Below are 16,629 nucleotides of genomic sequence, written 5' to 3'. Positions count from 1 at the left end.
CAGATTTTTCTCAAATAAGTAAAGAGGCGTATAGTAAATACTCTAGCATTTACTATACGCCTCAATATAAATTTGCTTATTCAATTTCCATCAGTTCATTTTTCCGCCACTCATACTGGCTGAAATCATTCGCTAGATAGCTGTTTTCGAAGATCGCTTTAGCTTCTTCTAAAAACGGGATTAAATCATGCTTCAGGAAACGGGCGCTAATATGATTCAACAGCAGATGTTTTGCTTGTGCCTTTTTTGCAATTTTAGCTGCTTCTGTATTCGTCGCATGTCCGTACTGGGCGGCAAGTTCGATTGTCGAATGGTCAAACGTCGCTTCATGTACCATAACATCCGCATTCTGTGCTAACCGGATACTGTTTTCGCAATACTTTGTATCCCCTAAAATCGCCACGGTAAATCCTTGCTGCGGGGGTGACGTCACATCACTGCTTTCAACAATCGTTCCATCCTCTAATTGTACGGAATGACCTGCTTTTAATTTGCCTAATAACGGACCTTTTGGCACCCCGTATGCTAACGCTTTTTCAATCAGTAGCTCGCCTTGCATCGGCTTTTGTTCAATCCGATAGCCGAAGCATGGGACGACATGCTGAAGCGGCAGTGCATGGACGGTAAATTTCTCATCTTCAAATATGATTCCCTCTGTTACTTCAACAAATTCGACTGGATAGGTTAAATGAGTTTTCGATAATTGTAATGTTTGTTCAATCCATTGTTTTAAACCAGCTGGCCCGTAAATTGTTAACAGACCCTCCCCACCTAAAAAGGACCGGGAACTTAAAAAACCGGGTAGTCCAAATATATGGTCACCGTGTAAATGCGTAATAAAAATTTTATCGATTTTCCGCGGTTTTATTGATGTATGCAAAATTTGGTGCTGTGTCGCTTCCCCACAATCAAACAACCAAATTGATCCTCGTTCTTCCAAAAGTTTGAATGCAATGGAACTCGTATTGCGTTCTTTTGACGGCATTCCAGCACCGGTACCCAAAAACTGTATTTGCATGTCTTTTCCTCCTAACACGAGTATAGTTTGCCTCATGTAGAAGCTTTTACTATCGTTGTTTTTATTATAGGTTGCAAATAAATTAATGCAAAGTATAAATTGGCACGGTAATAGATAGAGCTTGCGGAAAAATAGACGGAAGAATTCCGCTTATTTTCGAAATTGCTCAAAAAACACCCGAAATAAGGGGAGAATTTCCGCTTATTACCCTAAAAAGCAATAAAAAAGTGGGGATACACACTACATAAGGGAAATTTTTACCCTTATTTTCATGAAAAAACCAATAATTTTTCAAATAAGGGGAATTCCTCCGGTTATTTATTTATAACCCCCTCTTCCTTCCATGGTCATATGAAGCACCTCGTAACTAAAATTCAACATCTTGAGGTATTTTCAAAAAAAATACATCTTCCTTTCCCAACCAACTGTAGTATACTTCTATTTTGAGAGTAGTGCCTAGGTTACCTGCAAATTGATCTTTAGTGAAAGTTTGGACATAATAATCTTGTTTATCAATTGATCCTTGTTTATGCCAACCTCTATCTGAAAGCGGGAAAAATATTTCCTCATCTATACAGCTAATACCCTTACATATATACCAATCAAAATCATTTTCAGTAGCGATTTTCATAAGCCCGCTCTCAGAATCTTCTTCCTCTAAAATACGAATAACCTCCTTTGCAGTGAGTGAATCAATCGGCGGAGATGGATAATGCCAATAATTACTGAAAAAAATCCAGATTATAATTAATAAACCAATAGCTAAAATAAATGCTTTTCTGTCCTCAATTATTTTTATTTTCTTTAGCAATAGTTCATCCTCCTATTCAATGTTATACCAGTAATTTACAATTTTATTTAATAACCGTCTATAGCTACCTCTAGTCATAAGACATGAAGCTCTATAGTTTATTATATTTTTCAATTATATGGAACTAAAATACAAATATTGCGACCGTAAATTATTTTTGGCTGGTCATATTTTAAACTATAAATTTCAATATTTACCTATACATAAAAATATAGACCCTTCCTGATATCTATATCAGAAAGGGTCCTCTTTATTTCCTAAAACGTTTGATCATACCAAGCTTTTGCCTTTTGCACTTCACTCATCGTAAGCTGGTGGCCATTTGATTCCCACGTCAATGTTACATGAGCACCTGCATTTTTTAAGTAACGCTCTAAATCGGTTGCTTCTTGCTGTGGGCAAATTGGGTCATTGATGCCTGCTGCGATAAAGACTAGTGTGCCGTCCTGTTTGGCAACAGTCGTTTCACGGTTTGGCACCATTGGATGATGCAGAATGGCACCCTTTAATGCATTTTCATATTCAAACAACAAGTTTGCTGCGATGTTGGCACCGTTCGAATAACCGATTGCAATAATATTGTTGCGATCAAACTCGTAATCTGCAGCTTTTTTGTCGAGAAATTCATAGAGTTCCTTCGTACGGAATGCTAAATCTTCCATATCAAAAACACCTTCTGCTAAACGGCGGAAAAATCGTGGCATCCCCTGTTCCAGCACATTGCCCCGTACACTTAATACAGATGCTTCCGGATCAATGATTTCTGCCAGTGCAAGTAGGCTGTTTTCATCTCCACCTGTGCCATGCAGCAGTAACAATACAGGCTTATCACTTTTTCCTTTATTAAAAATATAGTTCATAGTCCATTCTCCTTTCTTATATAGTAGAAACTATTCATACTCTTTTTCAATTGTTTTAGTTGAGCGTACTGTATCAATCGGACGAACAACGCTTTCAATATATTGACGTTTGCTTTCTAAAAACGGTGGTAATGATAGCGATTCCCCAACTGTTTCATACGGCTCATCTCCCATAAATCCTGGTCCGTCAGTAGCCCACTCGAATAAAATGCCAGGTGCTACACGCGCATAAAGCGATTCAAAGAAGAAACGGTCAACATAGCCTGATGTACCGAAACCAAAGCCTTCCAAACGTTTTGTCCATTCATGCAGTACTTCCGTATTTTCTAATCGGAATGCAGCATGGTGAACCGTACCAAAGCCTTGACGTCCCGGTGCTAGCTCTGTATTGTGCTCGACGATGACAGATGCCCCATTGCCACCTTCACCAACTTCAAATAAGTGCAATGAACCATCCTTCTGAACTTCACGCATCACCATTACTTTTTCGAGTACCTCTTTGAAATAATCAAATTGTGAAACCCGGATATGAATCGGTCCTAAGCCTGTTATTGCAAACTCCAATGGAATCGGTCCTTTTTGCCATGGCGTACCTGATGCGATGCCTTCATTTTTTTCATCCGAAATAAGCATGTACTGTTGATCATCGAAATCAACAAATGATAATACTTGTTTGCCAAATAGAGTACTAATACCTTCATGCTTTACGTTTAATCGATCAAAACGTTTAACCCAATAATCCAGTGCTGCATCATTTGGGACACGGAACGCTGTTTTGTAAATTTCATCTGTACCATGTGTGCCTTTTGGGATTCCCGGGAAATCAAAAAATGTCATATCTGTTCCGGCAGAGCCTTTATCATCCGCGAAAAACAGGTGGTATGTTTGAATATCATCCTGATTTACCGTTTTCTTCACAAGACGCATACCTAATGTATACGTAAAGAATTCGTAATTTTTTTCTGCACTGCTTGTAATGGCTGTTACATGGTGTATTCCTTTAATGTGGTTCATGTGTAATTCCTCCGTTTTCTCGAAATCGAGATATCATTTTTTATAATGTATTTGCATGATGTCCGACACGTTTTAAGCAATCGATCAACGTATCTAATTCTTCCTCTGACAGAACATCAAAAATGGAAGCAATCTTTTTCTCGTGTGACGGGAATATCGATTCAATCATTTCTGTACCTTCGTCTGTCAGCGATACAAATGTTACACGACGGTCAGTTGGACATGCGACACGCTTGATAAAGTTTTTCTTTTCAAGTTTATCGACAACATAAGTAATGCTGCTGCTTGCGATTAGTACTTTCTTTCCGATGACTTGGATAGGTTGATCGCCTTTATGATAAAGCAGTTCCATTACAGCAAACTCCGTTAAATTTAAATCACTTTGCTGAATATCCTTCTTCGTTGCTTCATGTACAGCTGTCGTTGCTCGGTGTAATACAGTAAATGCTTTTAGTTGTTTATCAAATTCACTCATAAAGTTTCACTCCTTCTTTATCACGAATTCATTTATCTTTAATTCGAGATAAATATAACATTGATTCCTTACACTGTCAAACGATTGATTTTATTTCACGATCCACTATTACTTAAATAAACCGGATAATAATCTTATCCAGCCAAAAATAGAAGTCCATAATATGATGCTTAAAATTAAGCCGTTCAATAGGCCAATGAAAAATCTGTTCTCCATATTTACCACTCCTTAAAAAGAAGGATTGGCAAATTGTAAATGAATTAATCGCTGTTTCATCTGATGGAAATTTTACTTCGAATAGAATTATATATTGTATAATGAGTAGCCCGCATAGGAACATACGCGCTATAATGGTCTTGTATAATTTTTCCTGACTTGAGCTAAAGCTTGAGTCTTTTTTAATGCACTTATTTCTCTATCAGATTCTCATTTGAAACGAAAGGATGGATATACATGCTGTTCCCATATCGCAATGATCCTAGAAAAACTTTAATCCCTTACCTAAATACACTGGATGAGGAACTTTGGCTTAAAAAATCAGATATCTATCCAAATAACGTAGCTTGGGTTATAGCTCATATTTCAAGTAGCGAAGACTATTGGGTGAATGAAATCGGGCTGAAAAAGAGTTGTATTTTACATCTTGATGATGAAAGCTCCCCTAAAGAAATATTAGATAGCTATATACAAATTAGAAATTACACTGATAACATTTTACATACTTTAGAACAATCGCAACTCCATAAACTAGTGGAAGTTCCTAAGTTTTCTGATGGATGGATACCACCTTCTGTTCCTACTTTAAGCTGGTTGTTTCATCATGTTTACACGCATGAGGCGTACCATGTTGGGCAAATTCCAGTTATCGCTCACATTAATGGTTTTCAAAAGCCGTTATTTTAATTACGTTACAAGGGGAATTTCTCCCCTAGTTATTGCGTAGTTTGTTCGATATGTTTAGTATCTAAATTTTATCTATTAGCTACACACAAAATTTGTCCCTGTTCTTTTGCCCTACCTTTTCCCCTATAAAAGAATAATATAAGAGGGGAAGGAGGAATTTTCATGGACTACTCAGGATATGGCAATTGCTATGGAGGATACAACAGTTATAGCAATAACAATAGTTCAACTTTCGTTCTAATCGTTGTACTTTTCATTCTTCTAGTTATTGTCGGTGCTACTTTCATGCAAACAAGTAGTAACAAAAAGTAGTAAGTGTTAGATATGACAGTCAATAAAAATTAGCTTGTCATCTTTTTAATATTATTTTGGAATTAGGATCACTTCCCTGCCCCCCGAGTGATCCTTTTATAATCCTAACTTCACATACATATTTAGTTCACACCTTACTTACTGCACAATTTAGTTCTTTTACCTACTAATTCTTTATCAAAAGTTCTATATTCTCTCTAGTTACGTTACCTAGCTCTTTTTATTTTCAAATCATATTCTATTAATGTAATGCTAGCCTTACAAAAACAGACAAGAAAAGGGGTGTTACAAATGGGTTGTAATTGTAATGATTGTAGACGTGAATCAAGTTCTGGGAATAATAAAGGTCGTTGTAATGGTTGTATCTGTGACCTATTAAGAGAATTAAGAAAAGGTACAGAAGTTGACGTTTTCTTATCAGGAGGTCAAATATTAGAAGATGTCGTTTTTAAAAGATTTGACCATAATAATTGCTGTGCATTCTTTATTGATACAACAACAGAACGTGGTTCAACTCTTATCGTAGACTGTCAAAAAATTGATGCTATACGAATTGAAGTAGACTAAGTTTCAGTAGGCCACTTTCTTAAAGAAAGTGGCCTTTCTTCTGAATTCGATTTACTCGACACTTTGGTTCAATTATTTAATAATCCAGTTCACCTATTGTGAGGCAATTCTCACCATCAAGGTACCAGCGTATTGTATTCCGTTCGGTTAACTGATACCTTATAAAAAACAAGGCAGTGTTATCAGTCATTTGACTTTTAACACTGCCTTGTTCGTAATAAGCAAGCAAATAGTAATCCTACTCCTGCGGTTACTCACATATTAAAACCTGACGCTCGAACTTCCCTTTTTTCAATACAGCTCGGTCTTTAATCGTTAAATTAGCGTGATGAATTTTATCATCCATCGTTTCGATAGTTACGATGACAACGCGTTTTGCGATTCTACGTGCATTCGTAATAATGCTCTGCTGCAATTCACTCGATATATGTGTAAATAAATTGTACGGCATATCAATAATTGCGACGTCATAACCTTCATCCGCTTCTTCAATTGGCCCGATTTCAACATTCGGTTCATATCCGAAGTGGCGTAAATTAATACGTGAACCCCATACGACACGCTTATTCATATCCCGTCCTTCGATATTAATGCCCATACTCATTGCCTCAACTAAGACAGTACCAATTCCGCAGCATGGATCAATAATTTTCAACTCATCCGGATATGGAGCTGCAATATTCACAATGGCCCGCGCATCACGCGTACTAAGCGCAGTGGAGTACATTTCGGGCTTTTGCATATGCTTCAGCCATACAGACTCTCCAGCAACAAGTTCCCCTAAGTAAAAGGTTCCATCATGAATGGCTAACCCCAATACAATATCAGGCTCTTCTAAATCCGGCTCTGCTTCTATCGCATAGCTAAGCTGTAGCATATACTCATTTCGAATCGTACGGTTTAAAGTGGGTTCAATCGCATCTCTACTATTATTTAAACAATGAATTTTAAAAGTCCGTTCTCCTAACTGCAGCTGCTTAGCAGTTTCTACAAGTTGTTCAAACGTATTTCCTTCAAATAGTATATCAAGTCTTAATCGCATATAAGGACTTCGACTTGGTTCTACTTTTCTCTGACTCATTAAAACATTACCTTCCACATGAAAATTAAAAAATGTGCGCATTTCCAGTCGTGAAAGTTCATATTCATCTTTTTGCCAGGCAAAGCTATATAAGTACTTCTTCATCGATTATTTTCCAACAGTTTCATTTAATTGCGCAACAAATTGATAAAGTAATTCACACACTTCTTCGATCGATAATTGTTCATTGAAGCCTTCTATACAATCGACAGCAATATTGAGTTCCCAAAGCCCTTCTTGACCAGAAAAGGCTGCACTGCTGCTGCCTAGAGCTGATTTAACATTTTGCTTTAAATAAACCCGGATTGCTTCGCTGTGCTTCTTTTGTAATTTTAATCCGAACAAAGCCGTATATAAGTTAAATGCATCATCAAATTCAAGTGCTACTGCATCGATTCGGATGTCATTAAACTGTGCACACTCAACATAAATAAATTCGCCTTGATTTTCCTTCAAATACTGAATAGGCGTCGATGCAAATGCACTACTTTCTGCAGTAATTGTATCTTCTGTTTCTTTACTGCATCGTTCTAATACTTCTAAATTTAATTTCATCATGTTTTAAATCCTTTCAAATATAATTCGCTCGTAAATTTCACCTTGTTTAGTATACATGACAATCGAATAATGCGCATTAGAAAGTATTTAGTCTAAATTTGACGTACTTTGGCGCATCAGCTTTATGATTGATGTAAATTTTCTTTACGGCTCACTTTCAGTAACGAGCTATTTGATTTAATTAATGAAATGATGATAACGAGACAGAACGTAAACAAAATCCCGCCTGTAAACATAAATCCGGGTGTTCCTACTAAATTTAATGCACCTAGTACCGATGATCCAGCAACTACGCCAATAGAGAAAAACGCATAAAAATAACCATATGCTTTTCCGCGAATTTCCTGCGTCGTAGCCTCAATTAGGAGCGCATTTATGGACGGGAATAAAAATGCAAACCCGACTCCGTATAGAGCAAGAATGCCATATAGCAATGTCATTTCGGATGCTAGTCCAATACCGATTTGGGCGATCCCCATTAATAGAACACCGATTAATAATGTGTATTGAGCATTAAGATAATCAAATATTTTGTTCGTCGGCAATATAAAGATCAGGACAGCGACGATACCGAATACACTTAGTAATGTTCCCGCTACTCTGGAGCCGTATCCTAAATCCTGAACATAAATCGGCAACAAGTAAGCGAGTACCCCTTGAGAAAACATGAGGAAGAAGGCCCCACCATATGCCTTTAACAAATTACTGTTCCATTGCAGCGTTTCGGAAGTCTTTTTCTTTTCACGTTTAGGCAACTGTGTTTTACGTAAAAAGAGTAGTAGACCAATCAATAGTACAAGACCATATAATGCAACTAGGCTAAATACATTTGCCACTGAGATTTTACTGGCTAAAATACCACTCGAAGCCGGTCCAACAATAGCCGCGATCCCAACAAATGAGCCCGTAAATGCACTCCCACTGCCTTGTTCATTTGTTGCCCGCATATTAGCAAGAAGTGTAAATGCGGCCGGTGTTATAAATCCGCTACTGAAACCATGAACACAACGTACAATTAATAGTACCGTCGTATTATCGACAAGCTGGTAGCATAGCAGTGATACTACAGAAACAAATAGGCCAAAGACCAATATTCGAAACGCTCCAATTTTGTCCGTATAAATGCCTGAAAATATATTTCCAAACGTATTCATAAATGAGTAAAGTCCCACAACAATCCCTGCAACAAACGTTGAGGCTCCGACAGATAAAGCATATGTACTCATAATCGGCAGCTGTACGAACAGATCAAAGAATGAAAAGAAAATAATAGCATAAACAAGCCACTGCTTAGGGAATGGCTTTATATGTAATAACGGCTGCATTTTTTTTAATTTAGAATCGAAAACAAAATTACCAAAAGGTATAAATGCAACAAAAACGGCTAAAAAGGACCAACCGATATTCCACTGAATGCGTAATTGAACAATAGCAATTGCTATTAAATAAAGTATAAATATGCCACCATGAATACTGCCATTTATCGTCACGAACTGCGGTAAATCAGCAAAGTATTTTAATGGCATGGAAATAAATAATAACGTAATGAGCGATAAACCATCAAGTAAGCCCATTATTCGTAAAAAACGTATCGGATGTATTCCCATTATGTCCTCCTGAAGAATGAAATCCCTACTATTATAGCATGGGTATTTCGATGTTACCTAACTAGATGAAAATTATTCTCATATAAATGTCAAATTTTAGACTTTTATAGGATATACAAAGTTCCCATTATTTAAAATAAAATGTAGTTGGACAGGGGGTGATCATTATTAAATGTCTACTTCGTATCCGTTGTTCTCCGTTACGGCGGACGCTTTCCTGGGGCACGGCTCGAGCCCGTAGTCTCTCCCGCGTGCTTGTCCCCTGGGAGTCGCCGCCTTCACTACGAACAACTTTCTCCCCTCATTATCAAGTAAAGGGAACCAGTTAGCATGAACACCCGCTCCTCCACTTACACTCACTTCTTATGTAAATAAATTTTAGTGTAGAAAAATTGAACAATCACGAGTTGATATCAAGAAATTCGAGATTGTTCGTCTATATGTTTTCTTTAATGTGTTACTTCTTTTTTATATATTTTGATTCTTGCTATTCATCAACTTAACGAATTCATCTATATACACCTTTTCTGCATTTGAAGCTCTATCCAATGAATTTATCGCGCGATGCCATAATGGATAAATAGGTTCAAGTGCTGTTAAGTCATTAATTTGCGAAATATCTTCGTCCGTTAATTTTAGGCTATATGATGCAATGTTTTCATGCAACTGTTCTTTAGTTCTTGCAGACAAGACAATTGAATCTACATTTGGTCGATCTCGTAACCATGCTAGAACAACTTGCGGTACTGTCGCTTTATGTTTAGAAGCAACATCTTGTAATAAATCTACTAGATTATAAAACAAATCCGGATTTTTAATATATGTTTAAGGCCAACCATTCCCTTGTCTTGTAGCTAGTTCCGCTTTATTATTTCTTGTATATTTACCAGTGAGTAGTCCCTCACCGAGTGGAGACCTAATACTATTAGCAATGCCCAATTCTTTACCGGCCGGCAAAATTTCGTACTCTGCTTCACGTGATTCTGGTGTGTAATAGATTTGCTGTGCAATTGGCGGTATCATATTATTTTCTACTGCCCATGTACGTGTCTTCGCAAGCGCCCAGCCACTGTAATCGGATACCCCCCGCGAATTTTCCCTTTCTTAATTAAGTCATTCATCTCTTGGACAGTTTCGCTAACCGGTACTTGACCATCCCAACAATGTACATAGTATAAATCAATATAGTCAGTACCAAGTCTTTTTAATAGCGCATCTATGGATGAATCAACGTTAATTATAGCACCTGTATCGGTTGGTTTATCTATCAGCTGAAATCCTGTTTTACTGCTGATGATCATATCATGACGTTTATCTCTGATCGCTTTGCCAAAAATAACTTCTGCATCACCTTTCGCATACATATTTGCTGTATTAAAATGGTTGATGCCTTGATCAAGTGCGTAATCCACCATATAATTCTCAGTTGCCTGATCCATAGCCCCCACATCTTCAAGACCATTTGTACTGAACAGTACCGTGCCCAAAGCATATTTAGAAACTTTCAAATCTGAATTGCCAAATAGATTATAATCCATGACCATTCCTCCTATGCAATGTGTTTTTCCACGTCCCCCATTAAATAAAACATTCTATGGCTAAGAAGATTGCCCTTTCACGATATATGGCACAATCTAGCTGCAGAATTGCGATCTATTTAAAGTTCCTTATTTGTCGAATCGGGGAACGAAAAAAAGGTTGATTAGCACAAATCTTTGGGTAAGAAATTATAAGTGGATTGTTGTACAGGGAGTAATGACTACATGAAATTCTCTCATTGCTGTCAAATACAATCGATGGAAGGAGTGTTTCGGATGAGTAAAAAGAAAGAAATTAAAAAATTAAAGGACCATGCATTTGCAGATCTTTACTTAGTTGAAAAAGAATTTCAGCAAGTTGTAAAAAATACATCGAATAATTCAGGTACTTATAAATGGGTGGAGTTATTAAGCGATTACGAATTAAAAGAATTCTACGGTAGGCGCAGAGATCGGAAATATGCAACACTTACAGTTGAGCTATATTCCTTAATTGAACAACTGTTAAAAGACATCTATAAAGTTATTTTTAAAGGTAAATATAAAAATACTTCCGATATTAATATCATTCTTGATTTAGAGGAGAAAATGGGGGATTACTTAACGTTTAAAAATAATACTAAATTATTGGCGAACTTAAGAAGCTGTATCGTGCATGAAGAGTTCTCTTTAAAGTCTGCAAGAAAGAAAATAAATATTAAAAGGAAAAATAAACTATTATTCAAACAATTGCTTAAAGATGTTGAACAATATATAGAAAATATAAAAGTAAAATAATGTCCTGCCTCAATCTCTGAGAGAAACGTTCATGTAGAACCGAACCGATCCCCACAGAGAGGTTGGTTTATTTGCAAAATTTGCAGTGAATTAATAACCTTTTATTAATCTTTCTTGTCATGAAATTGGGGGGGAATTATGTTTAATATTGATAATCACTGCATCCATTTAAAGTTGAATATGACGAAGCAAATCGAGTTATAACAATTAATTTAGGCTACAGGGATTTATCTATAATAATTTAGTGAGCCATTCAAGTCTAATCACGAAACCTAACTTTTGAAACTAAAATTGGCTGGCATGAGCACGGTGAAAAACCGAATCCATACCAACCAATTAACTCATAATAAAAACTCTAACTTTAAGGGGTCACTACTATTGCAATTTCTCTTTTAAAATGAACTGAAACTAATTATGTCCCGGCCCCAAATAAAGTTATTTAATATTTTATTTCTAGTGAATAAAGACCGTTAAATGAATTATTAATTCATATACCTATTTCTAGAGTCATCATTAAATAAGTGAGAGCGTAGAGTATTGCGCCTATATTAGCCATATAAAAAACAAGATTTTCAAAACCCGTTCGCTTTCTTCCCAATTTAATCTTTCTAAGTCGCCAAATTATTACATAACCACATAACAATAACAAGAGAGAACCTATACCATTAATCTTTTCGAGCATTTCCATAAAAGTTATAAACTCCCTTTTAGGCTAACTATACCCGTAATTAACTTATGATGCACGAATTTGTCCACATGTCATAGCGAAAACAAAAAGTACTACTGGATTTATCATAATTCCCATTGTGCCTAGAACAGTTGCAGCACCGAAATAATCTCCTTGATCAATATAACTTATTAACTGGCTCACTGTATTTTGACTAATATCTAATGCTTCAGCCAAACATCTTGTAAATTCATTACTAGCCATTTGGACTCCACCAAATGGAATAAAGGCATAAGCAAGTAATGCATTCTTTTCAGCGTCCGTGTAATTGGAATTATTCAATTCTGTCAAATTAACATCATAAAAACCTGTTGATTCATTTTTTATAAGGATTTCAGTAAAAATGTACTCTAATTCATTGGCCATTCTCTTTTTTCCATCATCCGGAACCATTTTAATCTCCTTCGCATTACCTAATCCGACAAATGTAAAAGAGAAAAAGAGGACAGCAACTAGAAATGATAAAGATACTTTTTTCTGCATAAATATATGCTCCCCTCTATTTTGAATATATATACATATACTTAAATTTCCTGTTTATCGCAAAATATAATATAAATGGTAAATATTAATCTAATCTATTATTATCTTTATTTATAGATTGTTAAGTGACGAATAAGTGAACTGAAGTGGACAATAAAAATGCAAGTGACTAATATATGGTGTTAAGAGACGAATATCAATGATGAAGTGGCGAATAAGCTGGAGGGAGTGGCGAATATGTGAACTGAAGTGACTAATATCGCGAAAGAAGTGGCGATTAAAGTCCCAGTGCTCAAAAGTGGCGAAAAGGATGTGTCAGTTTGGTTTTTCTTTACTTCTACTATAAAAAAATAGTAGCACAAACCATGGTCTTGGTTTGTACTACTAATGTTAGTATGTTTCATGTTCCCACCCTAAAAATTCACTTCATATGATCATCCAAAAAGTCCTTGCTAAAGCTTGTTTTCGAGGCGTAGCTTTTGGATTTCACCCGGACACCGCGCTTGATCGTCCCTTTTCCAAATTTCGTTTCAATTAAATCGACTAACTGGACAATCGGCTCGTCTTTAATATGCTGCTCGAAATTGAAAAGATTGAGCTGTTGCGTTAATTCTGATTGATCCACCACATTCGAAACAGTAACGCCCAATAACCGGACAGGTGTTTCATCCCAGTAATCCGTGAACAACTTCCAGGCGATTTCAAAAATTTCATCTGCATTTTGAACGGCATTACGAACCGATTTACTGCGTGATGAATTTTGCCAATCATAATTGCGAATTTGAATCGTCACGGTTGTTCCAGCTAAGTACTTAACTTTTAACCGTTCCGCAACACTCTTACTTAATTTCTCAAACGTTTCCTTTAAAATGTAATATTCGCTTTCATCCCTCGGTAACGTTGTCGAGTTGCCGACACTTTTCGTATCGAATATTGAGTTTGGATCGACCGCTCGATTATCTATACCATTCGCCCGCTTAATCAGGCGGACCCCGTTTTTGCCTAGCTCCTTGTATAAAGTCCGTTCATTCGCAATCGCTAAATCGCCAATTGTGAAAATTTGAAGGGAATTTAATTTTTTCGCTGTCTTCTCCCCGACTCCATGCATCGACACAACAGGCAACGGCCAGAGCTGCTCTTTTAATTCCCTGATTCTTAAAACCGTTATGCCCATTGGCTTTTTCATATTCGATGCCGTTTTGGCTAAAAACTTATTCGGGGCAATGCCGATCGAACAAGGTAAATCGAGCTCATGTAATATACGCTGCTGAATTTCTTCTGCTATTTGTAATGGGTGCCGAGTTTTTGCAAGATCCGTTACATCCAAATAGCCTTCATCAATTGATACTGGCTCTACTATTTCAGTATAGCTTCGTAATATAGAAAAAATCGCTGCACTAGCTGCCCGGTACTTCGGAAAGTCCGGTGGTAATAATAGCAGCTCAGGACATAACCGTTTTGCTTCTGCTACATTCATCGTCGTATAAATACCTTTTGCCCGCGCTTCATAGGAACTCGTCACAATAATACCGCGACGTTCCTTTACATTTCCCGCCACTGCAATTGGTTTCCCTTTTAAACTTGGATTGTGCGCCTGTTCGACAGAGGCATAAAAGCTATTCATATCTAAATGGAAAATAATGTTGGCTGCCATTTTTCCACCTCCAATCCGTTAGTTTTATTTTTCAATTAAAGTCAATAGCAATGTTGTTAGTTCCTCATCGCCTTTAATCCTCAAGTACTTGTTTTTGTTCCCATGATTATATTGTAGCATTGATCCTGTCACATTTATATTTATCGTTAATCATCTACTCATCCCCTATAGATTGCCACTTTTCTAGTATAAAGCGCTATTTTTAAATGCTATATATATCTTGTATATTTTGTAAAATAACATGATTTTATATAAAAAACTACAAAAAATAAAAAAACGGTTTCGATAAACTTCTCGAAAATCCGTTTTCTGACTATCCCCACTTGATTAGATTCCAATCAAATGTTGTACCACTATTCCCCGTTTACTTTTTCGGTCATCCGACTATTCATATAATATTTAAAAACCTCAATGGAAGATTTTCGTGGAACATATTGAAACTTTTCCTTAAGCTTACGATTACTGAGCACTGGCCGATAGCGTAAAAAATCAACCTGTTCCTCACCATATTGACTTAAATTTAACCTCTTTAAAATAAACAAACTTCCCTTAATTACATTCGAAGGTATTTTGATGACCTTTTTATTCAATAAACCACCAATTTCATCTATTGTGACAGCGCCGTCCCCTGCTAAATTGAAAATTCCGGTTGTTTCACTATCTATTGCTTGAGCGAAACAAGCTACAACATCCTGATCCCAAATAAATACAAACGGACTTTTGGATTTCGCCACACCGACTAGCATTTTTTGTTCAAATAAATTCGTAATTTGATTGCGTACATTCGCCCCTAATATCGTGCCGATCCTGAAAATCGTCTGTTCAAGCTCAGGGTGCTGTAATCGGTATTGCTCAAGCATCTCTTCTACTAACCGCTTATGGTAGGAGTATGCAAATGCCTCGTTACCGCGTATTGGATCAGTTTCTTCAATCCAATCGGCATTATCTGCATAATACCCGTAGGATGCACCACTTGATGAAACAATAATACGTTTCACATTCGTTTGAACACATGCCTCCAAAATGTTTTTTGTTCCTAAAACATCGACCGAATATTCAAATTCACGATTGCTTTTCTTTCCAGGTGTAACAATCGAAGCTAAATGAACGACTATATCCACATCATATTGTTCAAAGTACTTCTGCGCTTCGTTGGACCGTACATCCAACACGATATAATGCAGATTTTCGTGTGCTTCAAACGGCGATGTTTCCCTAATATCTGCCGCAATAATGCTGTGATTTGTCGTTTGTAATAAATGACGGACGAGCTGCTGACCTAAATAACCGCCCGCACCTGTTATGAGAACATTCATGTATGGACCTCCTGATGAACTGTAACGGTATTATCCGGAGCACGTCTTGACCAGTAAGTAGCAATGATTAGTCCTGAAATGATATGCCAAATACCCCAAAATGCTGCTACCAGGGCCATTCCACCAAGCCCCCCGAAAAAGTTAAAGATTAATACTAATCCAAGACCCGAATTTTGAATCCCTACTTCAATGGCAATGGCACGACGATCCCGATCGACAACCTTTAATGCTCGGGATGCAAAATAACCTATGCATATAGCTAGTGCATTTTGAATAATTACCACCCATACAACCGCACCAACGTTATCAATAAATGCATCGAAATTGTTCGCTACCATAACGATGACAAATAAAACGAAAATAACAATCGATAGCTTCATCATAATTTGATTGAATCGTGCTGCAAATTTTGGCATTACTTTCCGAATATACATACCAACAATAAGAGGCAATCCCAGCATAAAGAAAATTGTCGTAAACATATCCACTACACTAATACTGAACGATGTCATGATTTCCTTTGTCGGACCGTATAGCGATGCCCAAAACATCGTATTTAGCGGTGTCATCACAATTGCCATAACCGTTGAAATAGCTGACATGCTTATTGAGAGCGGGGTATTGCCCTTTGCGTAATGCGTTAAGAAATTTGATAAATTCCCGCCAGGACAAGCTGCGACTAAAAACAGACCTAGTGCAATGCTTGGAATAGGCTGAATGATGCTGACGAGCACAAATGTAATCGCCGGCAATAATAGAAATTGACAAGCAAGCCCGATTAAAGCAGGCTTCGGTGTTTTTAACGATCTCTTAAAATCCGAAACTTGTAAATCAAGCGCTACGCCAAACATAATAAAACCAATCACGATGTTCATAATTAATAATGCAGTTTCATTAAAGTTGATTTGAATTGTATCTATTCCCATAC

Annotated in this window: 16 protein-coding genes and 1 pseudogene; 4 read left to right on the top strand and 13 right to left on the bottom strand. The window is 36.9% G+C overall.

The features are described 5' to 3' along the window. Positions 1-76 precede the first annotated feature (76 nt). From rnz to SNE38_RS05025, 5 genes are all read right to left on the bottom strand, one after another. Positions 77-1,018 (bottom strand): ribonuclease Z, encoded by a 942-nt coding sequence (gene rnz / locus SNE38_RS05045; RefSeq protein WP_336046004.1) that lies wholly within the window; start codon positions 1,016-1,018, stop codon positions 77-79. A 367-nt stretch (positions 1,019-1,385) separates the two neighbouring features. Then, positions 1,386-1,829, bottom strand: a complete 444-nt coding sequence (locus tag SNE38_RS05040; protein ID WP_336046003.1) for a hypothetical protein — start codon at positions 1,827-1,829, stop codon at positions 1,386-1,388. A 257-nt stretch (positions 1,830-2,086) separates the two neighbouring features. Then, entirely contained in the window at positions 2,087-2,689 is a 603-nt protein-coding gene (locus tag SNE38_RS05035) for an alpha/beta hydrolase (RefSeq protein ID WP_336046002.1), read from the bottom strand. A 30-nt stretch (positions 2,690-2,719) separates the two neighbouring features. Continuing rightward, complete coding sequence (locus SNE38_RS05030; protein ID WP_336046001.1) at positions 2,720-3,703, bottom strand: ring-cleaving dioxygenase; 984 nt, start codon at positions 3,701-3,703, stop codon at positions 2,720-2,722. Between the two features lie 40 nt (positions 3,704-3,743). After that, positions 3,744-4,178 carry a MarR family winged helix-turn-helix transcriptional regulator gene (locus SNE38_RS05025; RefSeq protein WP_191705111.1) on the bottom strand — a complete coding sequence of 145 codons (435 nt, stop codon included), beginning with the start codon at positions 4,176-4,178 and terminating at the stop codon, positions 3,744-3,746. 453 nt (positions 4,179-4,631) lie between these two features. On the opposite strand from SNE38_RS05025, the gene SNE38_RS05020 reads away from it, so the two are divergent. The 3 genes from SNE38_RS05020 (at position 4,632) to SNE38_RS05010 (ending at position 5,960) form a co-directional block, all read left to right on the top strand. Then, positions 4,632-5,081, top strand: a complete 450-nt coding sequence (locus SNE38_RS05020) for a DinB family protein (protein ID WP_191705112.1) — start codon at positions 4,632-4,634, stop codon at positions 5,079-5,081. A gap of 162 nt (positions 5,082-5,243) precedes the next feature. Further along, positions 5,244-5,393, top strand: a complete 150-nt coding sequence (locus tag SNE38_RS05015; protein WP_191705113.1) for a YjcZ family sporulation protein — start codon at positions 5,244-5,246, stop codon at positions 5,391-5,393. A 291-nt stretch (positions 5,394-5,684) separates the two neighbouring features. Further along, the gene (locus SNE38_RS05010; RefSeq protein ID WP_191705114.1) at positions 5,685-5,960 is read left to right on the top strand and encodes a hydrolase; all 276 of its coding nucleotides are present in this window, start codon (positions 5,685-5,687) and stop codon (positions 5,958-5,960) included. Positions 5,961-6,210: 250 nt separating this feature from the next. Here SNE38_RS05010 and SNE38_RS05005 read toward each other — a convergent pair whose 3' ends face one another. The 4 genes and pseudogenes from SNE38_RS05005 to SNE38_RS04990 form a co-directional block, all read right to left on the bottom strand. Continuing rightward, positions 6,211-7,146, bottom strand: coding sequence for a TRM11 family SAM-dependent methyltransferase (locus SNE38_RS05005; RefSeq protein ID WP_336046000.1), 936 nt, complete (start codon positions 7,144-7,146; stop codon positions 6,211-6,213). 3 nt (positions 7,147-7,149) lie between these two features. Next, a complete protein-coding gene (locus SNE38_RS05000; protein ID WP_191705116.1) occupies positions 7,150-7,599 on the bottom strand; it encodes a protoporphyrinogen oxidase in 450 nt (149 codons plus the stop codon). Between the two features lie 122 nt (positions 7,600-7,721). After that, complete coding sequence (locus SNE38_RS04995; protein WP_336045999.1) at positions 7,722-9,206, bottom strand: MFS transporter; 1,485 nt, start codon at positions 9,204-9,206, stop codon at positions 7,722-7,724. 468 nt (positions 9,207-9,674) lie between these two features. Continuing rightward, a pseudogene (locus SNE38_RS04990) lies at positions 9,675-10,744 on the bottom strand (aldo/keto reductase). Positions 10,745-11,020: 276 nt separating this feature from the next. Between SNE38_RS04990 and SNE38_RS04985 the strand changes: the two are divergent. Beyond that, the gene (locus SNE38_RS04985; RefSeq protein ID WP_336045998.1) at positions 11,021-11,521 is read left to right on the top strand and encodes a nucleoside-diphosphate sugar epimerase; all 501 of its coding nucleotides are present in this window, start codon (positions 11,021-11,023) and stop codon (positions 11,519-11,521) included. Positions 11,522-12,254: 733 nt separating this feature from the next. On the opposite strand, the gene SNE38_RS04980 is transcribed toward SNE38_RS04985, so the two are convergent. The 4 genes from SNE38_RS04980 to SNE38_RS04965 all read right to left on the bottom strand — a co-directional run bounded on the left by SNE38_RS04980 (position 12,255) and on the right by SNE38_RS04965 (position 16,627). Next, positions 12,255-12,731, bottom strand: a complete 477-nt coding sequence (locus SNE38_RS04980; protein WP_336045997.1) for a hypothetical protein — start codon at positions 12,729-12,731, stop codon at positions 12,255-12,257. Positions 12,732-13,152: 421 nt separating this feature from the next. Next, entirely contained in the window at positions 13,153-14,385 is a 1,233-nt protein-coding gene (locus SNE38_RS04975) for a DNA polymerase IV (protein WP_191705120.1), read from the bottom strand. Positions 14,386-14,738: 353 nt separating this feature from the next. Next, positions 14,739-15,701: an SDR family oxidoreductase gene (locus tag SNE38_RS04970; RefSeq protein WP_336045996.1), complete on the bottom strand. Its 963-nt coding sequence runs from the start codon at positions 15,699-15,701 to the stop codon at positions 14,739-14,741. Then, entirely contained in the window at positions 15,698-16,627 is a 930-nt protein-coding gene (locus tag SNE38_RS04965; protein ID WP_191705122.1) for a bile acid:sodium symporter family protein, read from the bottom strand. The genes SNE38_RS04970 and SNE38_RS04965 overlap by 4 nt, the downstream gene beginning before the upstream one ends. Positions 16,628-16,629: the final 2 nt, after the last annotated feature.

The organism is Solibacillus ferritrahens (assembly GCF_037027585.1).
GTDB lineage: Bacteria > Bacillota > Bacilli > Bacillales_A > Planococcaceae > Solibacillus > Solibacillus ferritrahens.
The sequence above is the reverse complement of the archived record's forward strand: the minus strand, read 5'-3'. Positions and strand labels throughout refer to the sequence as shown.

What these genes read in the sequence shown, in the direction of transcription:
- rnz (WP_336046004.1), bottom strand. Translation starts at nt 1,018, where the DNA reads ATGCAAATACAGTTTTTGGGTACCGGTGCTGGAATGCCGTCAAAAGAA.
- SNE38_RS05035 (WP_336046002.1), bottom strand. Translation starts at nt 2,689, where the DNA reads ATGAACTATATTTTTAATAAAGGAAAAAGTGATAAGCCTGTATTGTTA.
- SNE38_RS05030 (WP_336046001.1), bottom strand. Translation starts at nt 3,703, where the DNA reads ATGAACCACATTAAAGGAATACACCATGTAACAGCCATTACAAGCAGT.
- SNE38_RS05025 (WP_191705111.1), bottom strand. Translation starts at nt 4,178, where the DNA reads ATGAGTGAATTTGATAAACAACTAAAAGCATTTACTGTATTACACCGA.
- SNE38_RS05020 (WP_191705112.1), top strand. Translation starts at nt 4,632, where the DNA reads ATGCTGTTCCCATATCGCAATGATCCTAGAAAAACTTTAATCCCTTAC.
- SNE38_RS05015 (WP_191705113.1), top strand. Translation starts at nt 5,244, where the DNA reads ATGGACTACTCAGGATATGGCAATTGCTATGGAGGATACAACAGTTAT.
- SNE38_RS05010 (WP_191705114.1), top strand. Translation starts at nt 5,685, where the DNA reads ATGGGTTGTAATTGTAATGATTGTAGACGTGAATCAAGTTCTGGGAAT.
- SNE38_RS05005 (WP_336046000.1), bottom strand. Translation starts at nt 7,146, where the DNA reads ATGAAGAAGTACTTATATAGCTTTGCCTGGCAAAAAGATGAATATGAA.
- SNE38_RS05000 (WP_191705116.1), bottom strand. Translation starts at nt 7,599, where the DNA reads ATGATGAAATTAAATTTAGAAGTATTAGAACGATGCAGTAAAGAAACA.
- SNE38_RS04995 (WP_336045999.1), bottom strand. Translation starts at nt 9,206, where the DNA reads ATGGGAATACATCCGATACGTTTTTTACGAATAATGGGCTTACTTGAT.
- SNE38_RS04985 (WP_336045998.1), top strand. Translation starts at nt 11,021, where the DNA reads ATGAGTAAAAAGAAAGAAATTAAAAAATTAAAGGACCATGCATTTGCA.
- SNE38_RS04980 (WP_336045997.1), bottom strand. Translation starts at nt 12,731, where the DNA reads ATGCAGAAAAAAGTATCTTTATCATTTCTAGTTGCTGTCCTCTTTTTC.
- SNE38_RS04975 (WP_191705120.1), bottom strand. Translation starts at nt 14,385, where the DNA reads ATGGCAGCCAACATTATTTTCCATTTAGATATGAATAGCTTTTATGCC.
- SNE38_RS04970 (WP_336045996.1), bottom strand. Translation starts at nt 15,701, where the DNA reads ATGAATGTTCTCATAACAGGTGCGGGCGGTTATTTAGGTCAGCAGCTC.
- SNE38_RS04965 (WP_191705122.1), bottom strand. Translation starts at nt 16,627, where the DNA reads ATGGGAATAGATACAATTCAAATCAACTTTAATGAAACTGCATTATTA.